The 16779-nt window shown below is 57.1% G+C and carries 13 protein-coding genes; 5 read left to right on the forward strand and 8 right to left on the reverse strand.

The features are described from left to right. Window positions 1-13 precede the first annotated feature (13 nt). Window positions 14-1174 (reverse strand): NHL repeat-containing protein, encoded by a 1161-nt coding sequence (locus FE784_RS32825; RefSeq protein WP_139606476.1) that lies wholly within the window; start codon window positions 1172-1174, stop codon window positions 14-16. Between the two features lie 269 nt (window positions 1175-1443). On the opposite strand from FE784_RS32825, the gene FE784_RS32830 reads away from it, so the two are divergent. The 3 genes from FE784_RS32830 (at window position 1444) to FE784_RS32840 (ending at window position 7351) form a co-directional block, all read left to right on the forward strand. Next, window positions 1444-2781 carry an ABC transporter substrate-binding protein gene (locus FE784_RS32830; protein WP_139606477.1) on the forward strand — a complete coding sequence of 446 codons (1338 nt, stop codon included), beginning with the start codon at window positions 1444-1446 and terminating at the stop codon, window positions 2779-2781. A gap of 41 nt (window positions 2782-2822) precedes the next feature. Beyond that, window positions 2823-6374 carry a DUF4838 domain-containing protein gene (locus FE784_RS32835; RefSeq protein ID WP_139606478.1) on the forward strand — a complete coding sequence of 1184 codons (3552 nt, stop codon included), beginning with the start codon at window positions 2823-2825 and terminating at the stop codon, window positions 6372-6374. A gap of 143 nt (window positions 6375-6517) precedes the next feature. Beyond that, window positions 6518-7351 carry a helix-turn-helix domain-containing protein gene (locus tag FE784_RS32840; RefSeq protein WP_176706679.1) on the forward strand — a complete coding sequence of 278 codons (834 nt, stop codon included), beginning with the start codon at window positions 6518-6520 and terminating at the stop codon, window positions 7349-7351. Between the two features lie 72 nt (window positions 7352-7423). Here FE784_RS32840 and FE784_RS32845 read toward each other — a convergent pair whose 3' ends face one another. Genes FE784_RS32845 through bioD form a run of 5 tightly spaced genes read right to left on the reverse strand, consistent with a single transcriptional unit; the run spans window position 7424 to window position 12138 of the window. Beyond that, on the reverse strand, window positions 7424-8347 hold the full coding sequence (locus FE784_RS32845) for a methyltransferase (RefSeq protein ID WP_139606480.1): 924 nt from the start codon (window positions 8345-8347) through the stop codon (window positions 7424-7426). Beyond that, window positions 8334-9143, reverse strand: a complete 810-nt coding sequence (locus tag FE784_RS32850; protein WP_139606481.1) for an alpha/beta fold hydrolase — start codon at window positions 9141-9143, stop codon at window positions 8334-8336. Before FE784_RS32850 ends, FE784_RS32845 begins: the two co-directional genes overlap by 14 nt. Beyond that, a complete protein-coding gene (locus tag FE784_RS32855) occupies window positions 9140-10348 on the reverse strand; it encodes an aminotransferase class I/II-fold pyridoxal phosphate-dependent enzyme (RefSeq protein WP_139606502.1) in 1209 nt (402 codons plus the stop codon). The genes FE784_RS32850 and FE784_RS32855 overlap by 4 nt, the downstream gene beginning before the upstream one ends. A 29-nt stretch (window positions 10349-10377) precedes the next feature. Beyond that, a complete protein-coding gene (gene bioB, locus FE784_RS32860) occupies window positions 10378-11343 on the reverse strand; it encodes a biotin synthase BioB (RefSeq protein WP_218103851.1) in 966 nt (321 codons plus the stop codon). A 60-nt stretch (window positions 11344-11403) separates the two neighbouring features. Continuing rightward, window positions 11404-12138, reverse strand: coding sequence for a dethiobiotin synthase (bioD, locus tag FE784_RS32865; RefSeq protein ID WP_139606483.1), 735 nt, complete (start codon window positions 12136-12138; stop codon window positions 11404-11406). A gap of 659 nt (window positions 12139-12797) precedes the next feature. On the opposite strand from bioD, the gene FE784_RS32870 reads away from it, so the two are divergent. Next, window positions 12798-13469 carry a GOLPH3/VPS74 family protein gene (locus FE784_RS32870; RefSeq protein WP_176706680.1) on the forward strand — a complete coding sequence of 224 codons (672 nt, stop codon included), beginning with the start codon at window positions 12798-12800 and terminating at the stop codon, window positions 13467-13469. A 235-nt stretch (window positions 13470-13704) separates the two neighbouring features. On the opposite strand, the gene FE784_RS32875 is transcribed toward FE784_RS32870, so the two are convergent. After that, the gene (locus FE784_RS32875) at window positions 13705-14820 is read right to left on the reverse strand and encodes a glycosyltransferase WbsX family protein (protein WP_139606485.1); all 1116 of its coding nucleotides are present in this window, start codon (window positions 14818-14820) and stop codon (window positions 13705-13707) included. A gap of 149 nt (window positions 14821-14969) precedes the next feature. Here FE784_RS32875 and FE784_RS32880 point away from each other — a divergent pair, with 149 nt between their 5' ends. After that, window positions 14970-15881 carry an AraC family transcriptional regulator gene (locus tag FE784_RS32880; protein WP_139606486.1) on the forward strand — a complete coding sequence of 304 codons (912 nt, stop codon included), beginning with the start codon at window positions 14970-14972 and terminating at the stop codon, window positions 15879-15881. 24 nt (window positions 15882-15905) lie between these two features. On the opposite strand, the gene FE784_RS32885 is transcribed toward FE784_RS32880, so the two are convergent. Next, window positions 15906-16778 carry a CheR family methyltransferase gene (locus FE784_RS32885; RefSeq protein ID WP_139606487.1) on the reverse strand — a complete coding sequence of 291 codons (873 nt, stop codon included), beginning with the start codon at window positions 16776-16778 and terminating at the stop codon, window positions 15906-15908. Window position 16779 lies beyond the last annotated feature (1 nt).

Here is a 16779-nt window from a genome sequence, read left to right on the forward strand (position 1 = left end):
TCACCTTCTTCTCTTATAGCGTATGAAGATCGATAATATGGAGCGAAGGGGAGAAGCCGTCGGTCTCGCCGAGGTAGAGCTTGCCGTCCGCATAGGAGGATGCATGGAAATAACAGCGCTCGTACCGGGAATTGACCGGCCCGCAGTCGATCAGACGTCCGCGCCCGGAAGCTTTCGGATCGAATCGGACCAAATGCATATTCGGATAGCCCGCACCGATCCAGATTACGCCCTGCTCATCCTCATCCATGGACGTAACGCGTCCTCCTTGCGCCAATTGTCCCAGCAATTCGAATCTCCCTTCCTCGAAGTGAAACTCGAACAGGAGCGAGTTGGCGACCGTCCCCATATACACTTTACCTTCTCTCGAGACCAGCCATTGGTCGATCCCGAGGTTGCCGGCGATTTTGGACCCCGGATCTTTCAGGATGACGGTATTCGAATATTCCAGTCGGTCCCGGTCCGGATCGAATTGCAGCAGTTTCATCGAACCGTCGGAACGGTCGATCCATGCGCCACGGCACCGGCCATCGGGCGTAACGACAAGATTGTGGTTGGCGTAATCCGAAATATGCCCGTAATCGGTCAACGTCCCGGTCGGCAAATCGAGCGAGAAGAAGTGGTTGTCCGGTATCGTGCAGCCGTACGCGCGCTGCCGTGCCGGATCGGTCACCATGGCCTGAACGTATAAATAATCGGGCAGCGAGCATACGACTTCGACCGTCCCGTTTTTCGTGCCGTATTTGATGATCTTCCCGCCGGGGTCGCTCGCTCGGCGATCCCAATTCGATAAATCCGGCAGGCAGAAGTCGGTAAACTTCGCTTCGGGAAATCCTTGCTCCCGTTTCCGGTACAGCATCGATTCGGGAAGCTCCTTGGACAAGTAGTTGTAAGCGACCGGGATGCCGTCCCAGGTAAAATGGTTTCCTTCGCCGATCAGGAGGCTGTCCTCGCCCATAGCTCCCATCGCATTATGAATTTTCCCGCAGTATCCGCGCCCTTCGATCCATGGGAAAATCTCGTTTTCCATCACGATTTCATCTTTCGCAATGTCGTAGGAAGCGAGACAGCGCGTTCCTCCTGTCAAGCCCAAGTACAGCTTATCCCCCAGCTTGGTCATGGACGTTATCGCTATGGCGTATTTATCGTGTACAAACAGTTCGCGAGCTTCCATTCTCCGTTCCACCTTTCTCTTCTTTGCACCGCGCAGGCACCGCCCGGCCCACGATCAATCATAGTTGCAAAGCCGACAAAAAAACATGTACGGAATGCCTCAAAATCATGGACATTTCGAATGACGTCCCTCGTTTTCTCGATACCGGGTTCATAAAATCCAGATTTCTGAAACGTCTTGTTCATGTTCTTTGCAAACGTTTCCTTATATGATTAGGCATAGTACAGGATTGATTGAAGCCGACAACAATTATTAGGAGGGTCTGCAAGATGAATGGGAAAGGCAACCGATCTAAAACCGCAATCGCCGGTTTCGTATCGCTCGCGGTCATATTGACCGCTTGCTCGACGGACAAGGGGAGCGGCCCGCAGGATGGCAAGACAGGTGCGGATACGCCCGCGCCGAAACCAAGCGAGCCCGTGGAGCTGGTATTCTACGGCAACTCGACACAGCCTGAAGAATACTTCAACACGTACTATGGCGATGCGATCCGCAAAAAATTTCCCGATTACAAGATCGCCTATCTCCAACGAACGAAAGGCAACGAAATCGAGAATCTGGTCGCCTCCGGTACGAGATTCGACATTTATTACGCAACTGTCGGCAACTTCGAAAGCGCGCTGCAATCGTACGGCCTCCAGCTCGATATGAACGAGCTGATTAAAAAGCACGGCATCGACACCTCGAAATTCGAGCCTACGCTGCTCGAAGTGATGAAGCTGAATACCGGCGGCTCGATCTTCGGCCTGCCGGTGCAGACTAGCGTGGAAATTTTATATTACAACAAATCCCTTTTCGACAAGTTCGGCGTGTCCTACCCGAAGGACGGCATGACTTGGGACAATGCGGCGGAGCTGTCCGCGAAGCTGACCCGCGAGGACGGGGGCGTACAATATTACGGCTACACCACGACGATCAATCATATGCTGCGCATGAACCAGTTCTCGCTGCCGCGGGTCGATCCGAAGACGGGCAAACCGACGATCAACACGGACGCAAGGTGGAAAACGTATTATGAAACGCTGTACGGCAAAATGATGGCGGGCGAAGCCTACAAAAAGAGGTTCACGGAAAATTCGACATTAGCGGCGTCGGATGCCTTTATCAAGACGAAGGAAGCCGCGATGTACGCTTTCCCGAGCCAGCTGTACTTGACGAATCCGGAAGAGATGAAAGCGATGGAATGGGATATTGTCTCTTTGCCCGTTTTTAAAGAACTGCCGGGAGTCGGCTCCCAATCGTATCCGATGTTTTTCGGGGTGACCAAGCTGTCCAAGCAGCCCGATGCGGCTGCCGAAGTTTTGAAATATATGGTTTCCGAGGAATTTCAGCTCGGCCTGGCGCGCAAGGGATGGATGTCCTCTTTGACAAGCGAAGCGGTCCGCAAAGCATACGCCCAAGACACGCCGTTCAAGGACAAAAACTACAAGGCGCTCTTCGTCAAGCCCGCGCCTATCGCTTACGCGCCGGAGTACGATCCGAGCCTGATCAGCAATTACATCAAGCCCGCGCTGGATATGCTGCAAGGAAAAGTCGACCTGAACACGTCGTTGCGGATGGCCGAAGAGGAAGCCACGAAAACGATCAACAGCGCGAAAGCGAAATAAGCGGCTCCAAACTGCCAAAACGCTAAGAGAGGAGCTTGAATGTGAAAATCGGAGTAACTCTGAAAGGAATGTCCCGATGGATCATACTCATTTTGGCTACGTCCCTGCTTTGTCCCGCGCTGGGCAATGCCGCTTCCGAAAGCAATCGATTCCTATCCGGTGAAGACGCGCCTTCGATCGACCTGGTGTCGAACGGCCAGGCGCATGCAGTAGTCGTTACTTCGGTCTACGCGGACGCAAGAATAATTGCCGCTGCGCAGACTTTGGCCGAGTATGTTGAGCAAGCGACCGGGCAGCTGCTGCCCGTCATGACCGCGGCCGCCTATGAAGCCGATCCGAGTCTCGCCGGCAAAGCTCGGATTTACGTCGGGACAACCGGAGCAGGCGGCGATCCGGGCGCCTTGAACAAAATGTCCGTGCTGGACGATGACGGATTCGGCATTTTCCCATACGGCAGCACAATTACGATTATCGGCCCGACATCATGGGGAACGGAGTTTGGCGTCTATGAATTTCTCGAGCGCTATGTCGGGGTTCGCTGGCTGATGCCGGGAGAGAATGGAACCGATATTCCGCAATCGACCCTTTTGTCGGTGCCACTCGGGGATATCGTGCAGCAGCCGAAATTCCAAAGCCGCGTATTCAGCCCGATCAATGAATACGGCAAAAGCAGCTATTCCGTACAGATCAAGTGGGCGGAATACAATCGCATGCATTATCGCGATCAGTTCCACCACAACCTGTATAAAATGTTTCCGCCCTCCGTATATGGAATCTCGCATCCGGAGTATTATCCGACCGTGCCGAAGGACGATTCGGTAGGAGCCGGCTGGCAGCCATGCCTGACCAACGCAACCGCCGCGGAAGCCATCGCGATCATTACGGCTTACTTTAACAACAATCCGGATGCGACCGCCTACTCGCTTGGGGTTAACGATTCCGGAGGGTACTGCGAGGAAAATCCGAAGGAGCTTTACTACCAGTGGGTGAATCAGATCGTCGAAGGGGTGCTTCAGGTACATCCGGGCAAACAATTCGGTCTGCTTGCTTACCAGGAGGTGAAGCAGCCCCCTACCTTCGCGCTCAACCCGAATATTATCGTGTACATTACCCGCGACCGCTGGAACTGGATCGACCCCGCTCGAAAGGCTGCGGACCTCCAGCTTCATGCCGCTTGGAAAGCGGTGGCTTCCCGCGTAGGCTGGTACGACTACTTGAACGGCAACCCTTACTTGCTGCCGAGAATCTACGCGCATCAAATGGCCGAAAATTATAAGCTCGCCGAACAGGCCGACGTGATCGGACAGTATGCGGAGCTGTATCCGAACTGGGGAGAGGGCCCAAAGGCATGGATATCGAGCAAGCTTCAATGGAATCCGGAGCTGGACGTCGACGAGCTGCTGGACGAGTGGTACGAGCGTGCGGTCGGTTCGGCAGCCGCTCCCTATTTGAAAGCGTTTTACGATCATTGGGAAAACTTCTGGACGGTGCGCATCAAGCAATCCCCATTCTTCCAGTCGCCCTCCTCGCTTCGTCCGGATTACCTGGAGCTGGTCACGACAGAGGAAATCGAGGACAGCCGCCAATGGTTGGAGGCCGCCTTCTCCATGGCGCAGACGGACAAACAGCGGGCCCGCGCAGCCATTATTTTGAAAGCCTTCGAATATTTCGAAGCATCCGCATGGAGCTATCCGCAGCAAACGGACCCGCCCGCCGACCAAATCGAGGCGCTGGCGCTTCTGGAACACGCTTCCGGCACGTTCACGGAACGGCTTCTGATGGGAGAAAAGAGGCTTGCCCTGCTGGATGAGTTCAAGGACGATCCCGTTCTGATCCATATGTCGAGTGCCAACTCGAAAAGCACGCTAGTCTGGTCCGGCTACAATCTGGACGAATTTTGGCATCTGGCCGATTACATGAGGCAGTACGAGCCGTCAGGCGGGCCGGTGACGAGCAAAACGCTCGATCTGTCCGCGGGATTCGATCCCTCCTCCCGCGAATATGCGAAGCTGCTGCTCGCTGCGCTGGCGGCGCCCAATCTGATCGAGAATCCGTCGTTCGAGAACGGCACGGATCAAGCTCCGCCCTGGACCGTGTACAAGACGACCGACACCAGAAGCTTCCATCGGGTAGAGGGAACGGCACGTACCGGAAACGCAAGTCTGCTGATCGATGGCAGCGGCTGGGGCGGCCCCGGACAGATGGTCCCGGGCTCCGGCGGATTCGCCAATATGCAAGTGCGATACAAGACGGTGTCCGAGGTCGTTTACGCCAGGGACGTGATCCAGATCGGCGTCAATTTGCTCGATGAGAATGGGGATATTATCAAGAACAGTTCCGTCCGTTCCGACATATTCCCCCTATCCGCAGGGTCCGGAACGTGGGCAACCGCTTATTTGAACGGAGAAATTCCGGATAAAATCGGCAGTGTCCCGGTCAAGAAGCTGCTGCCGATCATTCTGGTGGAGAGCGATCATCCGGTGCAGGTTTATGTGGACGACGTGGTGCTGTATAGCTTCCCCGCGACAAACGGCGCCGGAATCGTGACGGGCTCCGTATATGGGGCAGGCGCGGTTCCTTTGGCAAGCGCAACGGTATCCATTACAGGGTCCGGCAATAGCGCGGTCACCGACATGCAAGGGCATTATGCCATCGCAGATGTCCCGCCCGGAGATCATACCGTAACGGTAACGCATGCCAGCTATGGCCCGGTCGTGTCGCCGTCCTTCCAGTTGACGAAGTGGGGAACGGCGTCCGTCGATGTGTTCATGAGCGACGAAATCGCTCCCGCTCTCTCCGTCTCTGCGGCAGATCCGGTGCCGATCGGAACGAAAATCGGGGCGACCAGCTCCGAAAACGGCTGGATCTATCTGGTGCCAAGCGGTACGGCACCGACGTTGGCAGCAATCGAAGCGGCTGCCGCCGTTACGGTCGGAAGCGCGGTCTACGGCACGAAAACATCCGTAAAAGCCAATACAACGGGCGCTTTGAATACAGCTTCGTTCGCGGCCGGAACGTATACGGCGTATGCGGTCGACCCGGCAGGCAACGTGTCGGCAGGCTCGCCCGATCTCGTCCTTCATGGTCCGCCGCTCGGGGCATCGCTCACGGTCAATCCTTCCTTCGAGCATGGAACGGATTCGGCAGACTCGTGGATCTTGTCCCCGAATACTACGCAGACGAGGAACTACCGGCGGATAGAAGAGATTGCTTATTCGGGAACGGCCAGCGTTCATGTCACCGGAACCGGATACGGCGGACCCGCGCAAACGTTGGACGTTTCGCCGGGGCCGGCTACGGTCAGGCTGCGGTATAATGCCATACCGGGGGTAAGCGGGAATGCCAATATCGGCATCGGCTTATATTTGCTGGACTCGACAGGAAAAAATGTGAACGGCACCGCCATCAAACCAGCCCAAAATCTGCTTGCCCTATCGGCGGGCGCATGGGGCGAAGGAACTTGGGACGTGGACATACCGGAGAAATTCCCGGGAACCAACGTCCTGGTGAAAAAGGCCAGACTAGCCGTACTCGTATACAGTCTGAACTCGGTTGAGGTTTATGTTGACGACGTCGAATTCGTCAATCGGTAATTTGGTTATCGGGGGGCTGCATGCCCCCTTCTTTTTTACTGTCGAAACGACTGCTTGAAGAGGGCTACCTTCTCGACCTCGTACTGACTATAATGAAAGGAAGAAGAAATCATCTCGAACGGCGGGGAAGGCGGTCGCGCAGCATGAACTACGATTTTATGGACAATTTCGTGCCGCAGCTCACGAACGCGTCGGATCGCCCGGAGCGGTTTTGGGTCCATTTTCAATATACGATTGTCCGCGAGGAGACGCTCGGACATACGCTCGGTCTGGTGCGAAGCGGAGAAGGTTTTTTGGAATTGAACGGAAAACGCCACAAGCTGCGAAGCGGAGTGTTGTTTTATGTTCCAAAAGGAAGCTATATGAAAATGACCACACAGCCGACAAACACGCTCGAGTTTTATTCCAGCCAGTTCCAGTATAATCACATGCATTGGGAAAGCGCCTCCGATAGCTGGATCGTAGCGGAAAAAGGCCCGATCCCGCTGCAGACGACGATGTTTTTCACGGAAAACGGGGCTCTTCTGGACGCTTACCGCCGTCTGCTGCATCTATGGAAAGGCAAAGATGCCGGTTACTTGTGGCATTGCAAGCTCGAGCTGCTGCAGCTGCTGAATTTGGTCATCCGCATGACTCGCGAATCGTCCAAACATATTCAGCAGAATGCGGTTCTGGTCGAATCGGCCATCGCCTTTATCCGCGACCATCTGCGGGACGATTTGAACCGCGCAACGCTAGCCCGACATCTGTCCGTCTCGCCCGGCCACTTTGCCGGCATGTTCAAGCGCCATACCGGATATTCCTTAAGCGAATACGTACATCGGCTGAGAATGGATCAGGCGAGATTTTTGCTGCGCAGCACCCATATCCCGATCCACCAAATCGCCGCCGAGATCGGCTATGACGATTCGTTCTATTTCAGCCGTCGGTTCAGCAAAGAAAACGGCATGTCCCCGCGCGACTATCGCAAAACGTAGCGATACCGCATAACGCGATTTGTTCCTTCTCCGCAGTCGTTCCCGAATCTCCAGACCGACGGTTCGGTCGGTCTACAGTACCGCCACTCCATTAGTCCGGACGAACGTCCCGTACCCGATCTCGTAATCGGCCTCTATTCCCCCGCCGCCGGGGGCCGCGAACATTTCCGCATAGATGCGTTCCATCGTCTCCAGCAGCTTTCTGCCGCCCATGCCGCGTCGGCCGCCTGCGACCGCATTGCCCGCTCCGATCCGCTTGACCCGGTGCAGAAAGGAGCGCACGTCCGGACTCACCTCCGTGACGACATTCCCGCTCCATTGAAACGTCCCGGGCTCGCCGGAGAAGCAGTCCCTCCACTCGTCTCCACCTGCGAAAGCCTGTCCATGCGGCGCATGGGCAAGCCCCAACAGCCGCTCCGCTTCCGCGAACGAGGCGTGCAGCTGGCGAAACGTTCCCGGTCCGAATGTCGAGAAGGCCAGTGCCCCCTTTGCCGGATGAAGCAAGCCGAGACAAGCCTTTACGGTCTCGCGCGGAGTCGCGAACCATTGGAATGCCGCGTTGGACACGATCAGATCGAACCGCCGCCCCTGTTGTCCGCCTTCCGCTTCTTCGGCCCCGGCAAGGATACGGTCGCCTTCAAGCAAAATCCTTTCGGCGTCGCCCGCAACGAACAATATCCGCTCATCGCCCGTCGCATCAAGCCGCGTCCGACCCAGATTTTGCTTGGCGACCGCAATCATCCGGGCGGATAAATCGATGCATACGAACCTCGCTTCGGGGAAAGCCGCCGCCAGCATCGAGGTCAGCCGGCCGGTTCCGCAGCCGATTTCGAGTATTCGTCGCACCGGCCGCCGCCCGCCGGTTCCTGTCCGCATCGCCTCGACCGCGCATGCCGTCAGCCGGGATGCCATCTCCATCTGCACGGAGGCGTACTGCTCGTACTCGTGGGCATGCTTGTCGAAATGTAGCCGTACGAGCGATTTATCGATAGTCATGAACGATTCTCCTCACTGCTTCGGCAAAAAGGTCCGGCTCCGTCATAAACGGGACGTGTCCCGCGCCTCGGAACACAATCAATGCCCGGCCGGGAATATCCGCCACCGCTCCAAACGGGCAGATCGGATCTTCCGTTCCATGCAGCCAGACGACGTCCGGCCGATGCTCGTCAGACAATGCGGCACTCCCGTTCTCCGAACGGCCGGACGCAAATCGACTCCACCGTCCGGTCAAATCCGTTTCCAGCAAATATTGCAAGCCGGCGTCCAAGCCTTGACGGGAAAAATCGGTATTCATGCGAAGCCGCTCCATCCACCGCGGATATTCCGACCTGTACTCGCGCTCCGCCGCCGAAAACATCGACTCGGCAAAGCGGAGAAGCGTCTCCTCGGGCCGCGTCTCCATCTGGGTCTTCATGCGCCGCACGATGCGCTCCGGCCACGATTTCGCCCTGTCCGGGCCTGCGAAGCGAAGCGTCGCGCCGATCAAGATGACCCGAACGATCGGATGCGGGAGGTGCTCCGCGCCACCCGCATCTCCCGGCGCTGAACGCTCCCACTGCTCCAACGCCGCTTCGAGAGCCAGCATACCGCCCAGCGACCAGCCGATCAAATGGACCGGCGCCGTCTCTTCACGGATCATCCGGCGGAGCCGCTCCCGCATCTGCTCGACGGAGTCGCAATCCGCATAGCTGAACATCCGGTGCCTCGCAGCGGGCAGCAGGTCCCGAGGATCGTCCCAAACTCCCGGAGACATGCCCCAGCCGTGTATCCATATGCAGCAGGAACCATTCATCCTGGCACAACCCCCAATTCCCTGCCGACGGTAACGATCCGCTCCAGAGCCATTTGCAAATCTTCCTCCCGGTGCGTCGCCATCGGCGTGAAACGGATTCGGGCCGTCCCTTCCGGTACGGTAGGCGGCCGGATCGGGACGGCGGCCACCCCTTCCTCCTGCAGCCGCCTGCCGAACGCGACCGCCCGTTCGTTGCTGCCGACGATAACCGGGACGATGTGGCACTCGCTGTCCCCCGTATCGAAGCCGGCCCCCCGTAGCTGCATCCGAAGCCACTCGGCTTGGCTCAGCAGGCGTTCCCTACGCCAGCCGTCTCTCCTGACCGCCTTCCACTGGTCGCGAATGGCATGAACGACCATAGGGGGAAGCGCGGTCGAGAAAATAAGGCTTCGTGCCTTGTTGACCAAGTAATCGATCACGACGGCATCACCCGCGGCGTAAGCGCCATAGCAGCCGTATGCCTTGCCGAATGTCCCCATCTGCACGTCGATCCGCCCGGTCAGTCCGAGAGCGTGCGCCAGTCCCTCTCCTTCCCGGCCGTATACGCCGCCGCTGTGGGCTTCGTCCACCATGAGCATCGCGCCGTACCGTTCCTTCAGCTCCGCCAGCTCGGCCAGCGGGGCAATGCTTCCATCCATGCTGAACACGGAATCCGTGACGATCAGCTTCTTCTTGGACGGGTCCGCCCTGCGGAGCAGCGACTCGAGATGGTCCATGTCGCGATTCCGGTAACGGACCGTCTCCGCGCGGCTTAACACCGCACCGTCCACGATGCTGGCGTGATTCAGCTTATCGCTGAACACGATGTCGTTGCGACCGACCAGCGCTCCGATGATGCCGACATTGGCCATATACCCGCTGCCGAAGACAAGACTGGCCTCCGTCCCTTTGTAGGCGGCGAAGTCGCGCTCGAACCGGCCGATGGCCGGATCGCCTCCCACTATAAGCCGGGAGGCGGTCGCCCCCGTCCGGATCGCCGCATCGGCATCCGTCCCGAACCCCGCGACCGCTTCGCCCGCATTCTCCGTCCAGCGCGCCAATGCCGCTTCATCCAGACGATGGCCGAGTCCCAAATAATGATTGGACGCGAGGTTGAGCATCCGCTTGCCGTCCCGCCAAATCCAGCCGTCTTCGCACGAGGAAGCCGACTCGGCCAATGTCCGGTACTGCCCCTCCGCCTTCAACCGGTCCAGTTCGATCCTCATCCATTGCATCGGATGATCCCCGTCCGGCCTTACAGCGCGCACAGCTCGATCTCGAATCCGAGATCCTCGATCATCCGGTGATCCGCGGTCGCCTCTTGGCCTTCCGTCGTCAAATAATCGCCGACGAAAACGGAATTGGCGGCATATAGCCCGAGCGGCTGGAGCGAACGCAGATTGACTTCGCGTCCTCCGGATACGCGGATTTCCTTGGTGGGGCATAGGAATCGGAATAGCGCAAGCACCTTCAAGCATTTGCGCGGATTCAGCTCCCGGTTGTTCTCGAGCGGAGTGCCCGGGATCGAATTGAGGAAATTGACCGGAATCGAATCGGCATCCAGCTCCCGCAGCGCGTAGGCGACTTCCACGATCTCGGCGTTCGTCTCGCCCATGCCGACGATGCAGCCCGAGCAAGGGGACATGCCGGACGCCTTCACCTTCTCCACCGTATTCACCCGGTCGTCGTATGTATGCGTAGTCGTAATATTGGCGAAGTTGCCGGCGCTCGTATTCAAATTATGGTTGTAGCGGTCCACGCCCGCTTCCTTCAGCCGAACGGCCTGCTCCTCGCTCAAAATGCCGAGACAGGCGCATATTTTCATCGGCATCGTCGACTTGATTTCCTTCACCGCCTCGACGACCTGATCGAGCTCCCTGCCGGTCGGTCCCCGGCCGCTGGCCACGATGCAGTAGGTGCCCGCCTTCAGCTCCATCGCTTTGCGGGCGCCGTCCACGAGCACGTCCTTTTCCAGCAGCGGGTACTTCGAGATCGGCGCCTTCGACAGGATGGACTGCGAGCAATAGCCGCAATCTTCCGGGCAAAGCCCGCTCTTCGCGTTAATAATCAGATTCAGCTTCACCTTTTTGCCGAAGTACGTCTTCCTCACCTGAAAAGCGGCTTGCATCATCGGCAGCAGCTCGTCATCGTCCGCCTCCAGCACGGCAAGTCCTTCCTCCATCGTCAACCGTTCCCCGCGAAGCGCCTTCTCGGCGAACATATCCCATTTCGAACGCAATTCGATCACGCGTATCTCCTCCTATGGCTTATATCGTTATTGTTATTCTCCGAGCAATGTCGTCCAATCGAGCCGTGTTATCATCGTGTCGATCCAGTCGGGGGAACTGGCTCCGTCTGCCTGCTCCGTCCACGGCAGCGTGCCCACGACCGGGACTTCCCCGAAGGCTGCGATCATTTCCGCATTTTCCTCCACGGAGAGCCGATCCGCCTCAGTGTGAGCCGCCGCCCCGTTCAGAACGACCCCGGCAACGCGTATGCCGCTATGTCGTGCCAAGGCTACCGTCAGCAGCGTATGGTTGACGGTGCCCAGTCCGGCACGAGCCACGATGAGAACCGGCAAACCAAGCTCCGCCGCCAGATGGGCGATCAGCTTCGTGTCCGTAATCGGCACGGCGAGCCCGCCCGCCCCTTCGACGAGCAAAAAATCGCCGTCGCCCAAACGCCTGCGCCCGTCGGCAAGCAGCGCGGCATAATCGATCGTCTCGCCGGTCCGCCGCGCAGCCATCCATGGCGCCAACGGTTCGGCATACGTTAACGTGGCGATATCCCGCGGATTTTGCGCCAGACCGCCTTCCGCCGCGAGCCGGAAGCTGTCCGCATCGCAATGTCCGGCCGATACGACTCCGGTCTGCACCGGCTTCCACACCCGGATTTCGGCGGCGGGGAATCGGCCCTCGGCGGACAATCGCCGGAGCGCGGCGGCCATTCCGGCCGCAACCCTCGTTTTGCCTACGCCCGTATCCGTTCCCGTAATAAACAGTCCTCGTCGATTCATCGTTTCCCGCCTTCCCTATTGTGCTGCTGCAGGCAAACGTCCCGTTTAATTGTCAACCTGTAATAATGATATTTGGTTAACAATTAGACTAGAACCGATTGTACACGATTTTCGCCATCCCGACAATGCGCAAGTTTGGCTCCCGAGAATAGCACAAGTTTGGCTCCCGAGAATAGCGGTAGTTTTCGCGATAGGGAAAGTAGCATCTCGCTTTCGTGCCGTGGCGATGTTAAACTTTGTATAACGTAAAAAACTACGACAGCATAATCCGCATACAAGCTGGAGGCCCCTTGATGATGAAGCGGGTACGGCGCGTTGCTGTAATTAGAGGAACTATGTTCCGTTATGGTCCCGAATTCCGTTATACTCTTGAAGATAACGGAACAGACATTCGTTATCTCGATCTTCCGGGGTGAGTATGATCAGGAACAGCAGAATAGCGGAACGGTTTTCCGTTATTTTGCAATCCATACGAGTGGTCGGGTCAATAGCATACTCTAGTTCCGCTATTTGTTGGATTCGCGGTCCCGCAAAACGCCGGCCAAGGCAGCCAGCCTTCACCGATCATGCCGCACATGCACGCCCGTAGGCGAATTGTGCTGTCGCAGAAAAAAATAGGCATAGGATGCGGAACGCAATCTGCCGCTAGGAGGGCTCCGATGTCCGGGCTGACGTTGTCCCAACAATATATGCTGCTCGCCTCGGATCCGGCCGTACACAAGCTGGTTCCGCCGGTGAAGCAGGTGATGCAAACGTACGTCTGCGGCGCGGGCATAGCCGGTCTGCTGCTGGAAGGCCGGCTCCGTCTGCACGAGAACGGCAAGCTCGAAGTCGTTAACGCCACTCCGACCGGCTCGGCGGGCGCCGATCTGCTGCTCGCCCAATGCTCGGCTGCCGCCAAACCGAAAACGGTACGGAAATGGATACACGATCTGTACGCTCACCGGCGGTTCCGCGTTCCATTCTGCGATGCGGAGATGGCGCCGCTGGTCGCTGACGGACTGATGAGCGAGGAACGCCGCAAGGTGCTGTTCGTCTTTCCCAGGACGGTCCAAACTCCGGATCCGGCCGCCGTCCACCGGATCGTACAGCACATCCGCTCCGGCATGCTGGCGCAGCCGCCCGCCGACGATGCGACCGTCCTGCTCGTTATGCTGCTGGACGCCTCGAAGCTGCTGAAGGCGTATTTCTCCCCGTACGAGCAGCAGGAGCTCCGCGATAGGCTGAAGGCGCTTCAGGAACGGCAAGTCAACAACTGGAGCATCGTCCGTCAAGTGCGCCGGGCCATCGACGAAATCCATGTCGTCATCGTGACGACGGCGGGGATGTAGCTTGCTGCGGCATAATGGTTTGGAAACGAAAAACAGGAAGGAGTCCCATGCCGGGGATTCCTTCCTGTTCCCTTTTTCTCTCTTTTTTCCTTTTTTTCCAAACTGCATAAACATCCTGATGGATGTTCGACTATTCGTCCAGTCCCATCTTCTCGATCGTCTCGACGCTTCCATCCATCCTTACGCATACCTGGCCTCCACCCGCGAGATTATCAAGCGACTTCGTCCCGACGGGTTAACGGCTTCCGAACACGCGCCGAATTGCTTCCAAGTAACCGTAACCGTTCACCGTATCGGGCTCCAGGTAGCTTCCCTCCGTCCACTCGTTCCATGCGTTGATCGTAACGATCGGCGGCTTGGTCTTGCCCAAGTCGAGAAATCGTCTGGCGGCCAACAGCGATTGCTCGAACGACTGCGGCGTATTCCCGGCCAATATCGGCGTAAACGGATAGCCCACATTGTCATATCGGTCGGTCTGGATCGTGCGCGGACTCGGGTCCCATCCCATCGTAACATTGGGGTAATAAGGAAGCCTGTACAAGTCGGTGAATTTCCCGAAATCCGCGACATTGGCCTCCCGGTATTCGTCATACGAGGTAGTCGGAAAATTCGGCATCGCTTGATGATGAATCCACACGTAGGAGGTGATGCTGTCGAAACCGAGACTGTCCAGAAGGTCATTCACATTCGTCATGCCTTGTTCCCCGGGTAAAATTTGTTTGCCCCATACGACCGCATTGAGATGAAGCTCGCCCAGACCGGCCGCCCTGACCCGTTCACGAAAATGTTGCAGAGCGGATTTCGTTTTATCGATCCCGCCCAATCCGCGAATAAGGCTCATGATTTCATACAAAGAAACGTACAATCCCCCGTTCACTCTCCAGTAAGAGGGATGCGTAAAATAGCGGCGAATCATATGGTCGGTCGCTGTCAGGAAAGCTTGCTCCGAAACGGTCCCGCCGGCGAGCTTGTTCGCGGGTCGGCTTCGTTGGGCGGGGTGAATGTCTACCCAATCATGGTTGGCCCACATCAACGAAAACTTCAGGTTCCCGTTGTTCGCCGCTCCGAGAAATCCTTCTTCGAGCGCACGCTGCAAATAGGGCCCGTCCTCGTACCAGTACCAGTCGAAAATAAAACAGTCGATCCCGTGATCGGCGGCGGCCGCTATTTTTTTGGCCATCACGCCCGGATCCGCTTCATCTTCGAAGCCCCATAACGGCAGCTTGGGCTGTTGATGTCCTTCGAACCGCGGGGTCGCGGCACGCGCCAGATCCCATTCGGTCCAGCCCTCTCCGTGCCATCGCTCGTTGCGCGGATCCAAATGATAATTCGGAAAATAATAAACGGCCACCTCATATGCTTTCGTCTGTCATCGCTCCCCTGCCGGTTTTGCTATAATGAATTTGAATGCCGGTTCAAGTCGATTATAGCGGACCGGACAGCAGGCCAACATAGTGTAAGTTGCGATAATGGGGTATGCGGAACTGAGGAGAGAACAGGATGTTTTATACGCTTTCTACGCACAACCGAATTGATGTGAAATGGGCGGACCGGCACATGGGCGACGGCATGTTTTATCAGACACCCCACGCCAATCCTTATTTCAACTTGATTATGGTGACGGAAGGTCCCGTTTATTTGCAAGCGGTCGGGGACAATATGACTTTGCAGTCGGGGGAAATGGTGCTGCTGGAGCCGTGGGAGCAGCATGGCGGGTGGAGGCGGATCGGCGACAACAGCGGATTTTTCTGGCTCCAGTTCGAAGCGTGCCCGGCCTTGGCGCGAATCGGCGAATGGACAAAACAGGAAATCGACCTCAAAAAAATGCTGGCCGGGAGCAATCTGAGAACCGGGGAGTTTCCCGATGAGGACAAGCTGCTGCTGCCGCGCCGGTATTTGCCTTCCAATCAGTATGAGCTGCTCGTACTGCTGGAACGTATCGTACATGGGCTGAAATTCCCGCAAGGCTACTTCCGCTTCCGCGCTTCGCTCGTGCTGGGACAATTTCTCGAGCTGCTGGCGGACGACTGGCTTCATCACCACCATGCCCAAACTTCTCCGCCGACCTCGTACTTGACTTACCGCAAGCTGCTGCTGTTGCTTCACGAGCGGTTTTGCGACCCGCTGCTGAACAAAGCCGAGATGGAACGGGCATTGGACCGCAACTCCGAATATTTGAGCCATGTCTTCAAGCAGTTTGCAGGTGTGACGATCGTGGAGTATATCCAGTCGCTTCGTCTGCAGTTGGCCAAGCATTTGCTTCGCTCCGGCGATAAGCCGATCCAGGAAATCGCCGGCGTTACGGGATTCGCCGACCCTTTCTACTTCAGCCGGTTGTTTAAAAAAAGCGCGGGGATCACCCCCACGCAATACAGGGAAGCTCATCGTTCGGATAAAGAAAACAAGGACTAGCAGAAAGCAAATGCCCGGCGCGGCTTACTTCTGCTTTTTGCAAAATATTTTTCTCCCCGAATCGATCGGCTCGTAGCCGTCCGCATTGTCGATATAGATCAAAGATTCTTTGCTGCCCAGCGCCAGAATGCCCGTCTGATGCAGGCTCTCGTCGAACAACCGGTGCACTTTGGCCTGCAGCGTCGGGTTGAAATAAATCAGGACGTTCCGGCACACGATCACATGAAATTCGTGAAACGAACGGTCCGTTACGAGATTATGCTGGAAAAACATAATGTTCTCCCGCAGCTCCGGGTGGAAGTACGCATACTCGTTGTCCGTCGTGTAGTAGGCCGAGAACTCCTGCGTTCCTCCGGCCAGCAAATAGTTCCGGGTGTAGCCCTGCATCCGCGTCAGCGGGAAGGCGCTTGTCCTCGCCTTGTCCAATATGCGCTCGTTCATGTCCGTAGCGAAAATTTGCGTCTTGTCGGCAAGCCCCTCCTCCTGGATGAGAATGGCCATCGAGTATACTTCTTCCCCCGTGGAGCAGCCGGCATGCCAGATGCGGATTTCCGGGAGCGCCCGGAGCAGAGGGACGACCATCTTCCGGAAGGTGAAGAAGAAATCGGGATCGCGGAACATTTCCGTCACGTTGATCGAAAAGTCCTCGAACAGCTTGCCCGCCGCAGCCCGATCGTGCAGCACCTTCTCCAGAAGGGCGGTGATGGACGGAAGATTGTCCATCCGTACGCGGTTCAGTATGCGTCTGCGAATCGAAGATCGCACGTAGTTCCGAAAGTCGAAGCCGTAAAGCCGATTCAATCCTTCGAGCAGAAGCTCGATCTCGACGTTCTCGATTTCGTTTGCGGTCTGGTCCTCATCCGGGTCGACGCCCTCGTACTTCGTTTGATCGTCCATG

It is taken from the genome of Paenibacillus hemerocallicola (assembly GCF_006265175.1).
Classification (GTDB): Bacteria; Bacillota; Bacilli; order Paenibacillales; family NBRC-103111; genus Paenibacillus_AB; species Paenibacillus_AB hemerocallicola.

Coding starts and splice junctions, on each gene's coding strand:
- FE784_RS32825 (WP_139606476.1), bottom strand. CDS start 1,174: ATGGAAGCTCGCGAACTGTTTGTACACGATAAATACGCCATAGCGATA.
- FE784_RS32830 (WP_139606477.1), top strand. CDS start 1,444: ATGAATGGGAAAGGCAACCGATCTAAAACCGCAATCGCCGGTTTCGTA.
- FE784_RS32840 (WP_176706679.1), top strand. CDS start 6,518: ATGAACTACGATTTTATGGACAATTTCGTGCCGCAGCTCACGAACGCG.
- FE784_RS32845 (WP_139606480.1), bottom strand. CDS start 8,347: ATGACTATCGATAAATCGCTCGTACGGCTACATTTCGACAAGCATGCC.
- FE784_RS32850 (WP_139606481.1), bottom strand. CDS start 9,143: ATGAATGGTTCCTGCTGCATATGGATACACGGCTGGGGCATGTCTCCG.
- FE784_RS32855 (WP_139606502.1), bottom strand. CDS start 10,348: ATGAGGATCGAACTGGACCGGTTGAAGGCGGAGGGGCAGTACCGGACA.
- bioB (WP_218103851.1), bottom strand. CDS start 11,343: ATGTTCGCCGAGAAGGCGCTTCGCGGGGAACGGTTGACGATGGAGGAA.
- bioD (WP_139606483.1), bottom strand. CDS start 12,138: ATGAATCGACGAGGACTGTTTATTACGGGAACGGATACGGGCGTAGGC.
- FE784_RS32870 (WP_176706680.1), top strand. CDS start 12,798: ATGTCCGGGCTGACGTTGTCCCAACAATATATGCTGCTCGCCTCGGAT.
- FE784_RS32880 (WP_139606486.1), top strand. CDS start 14,970: ATGTTTTATACGCTTTCTACGCACAACCGAATTGATGTGAAATGGGCG.
- FE784_RS32885 (WP_139606487.1), bottom strand. CDS start 16,778: ATGGACGATCAAACGAAGTACGAGGGCGTCGACCCGGATGAGGACCAG.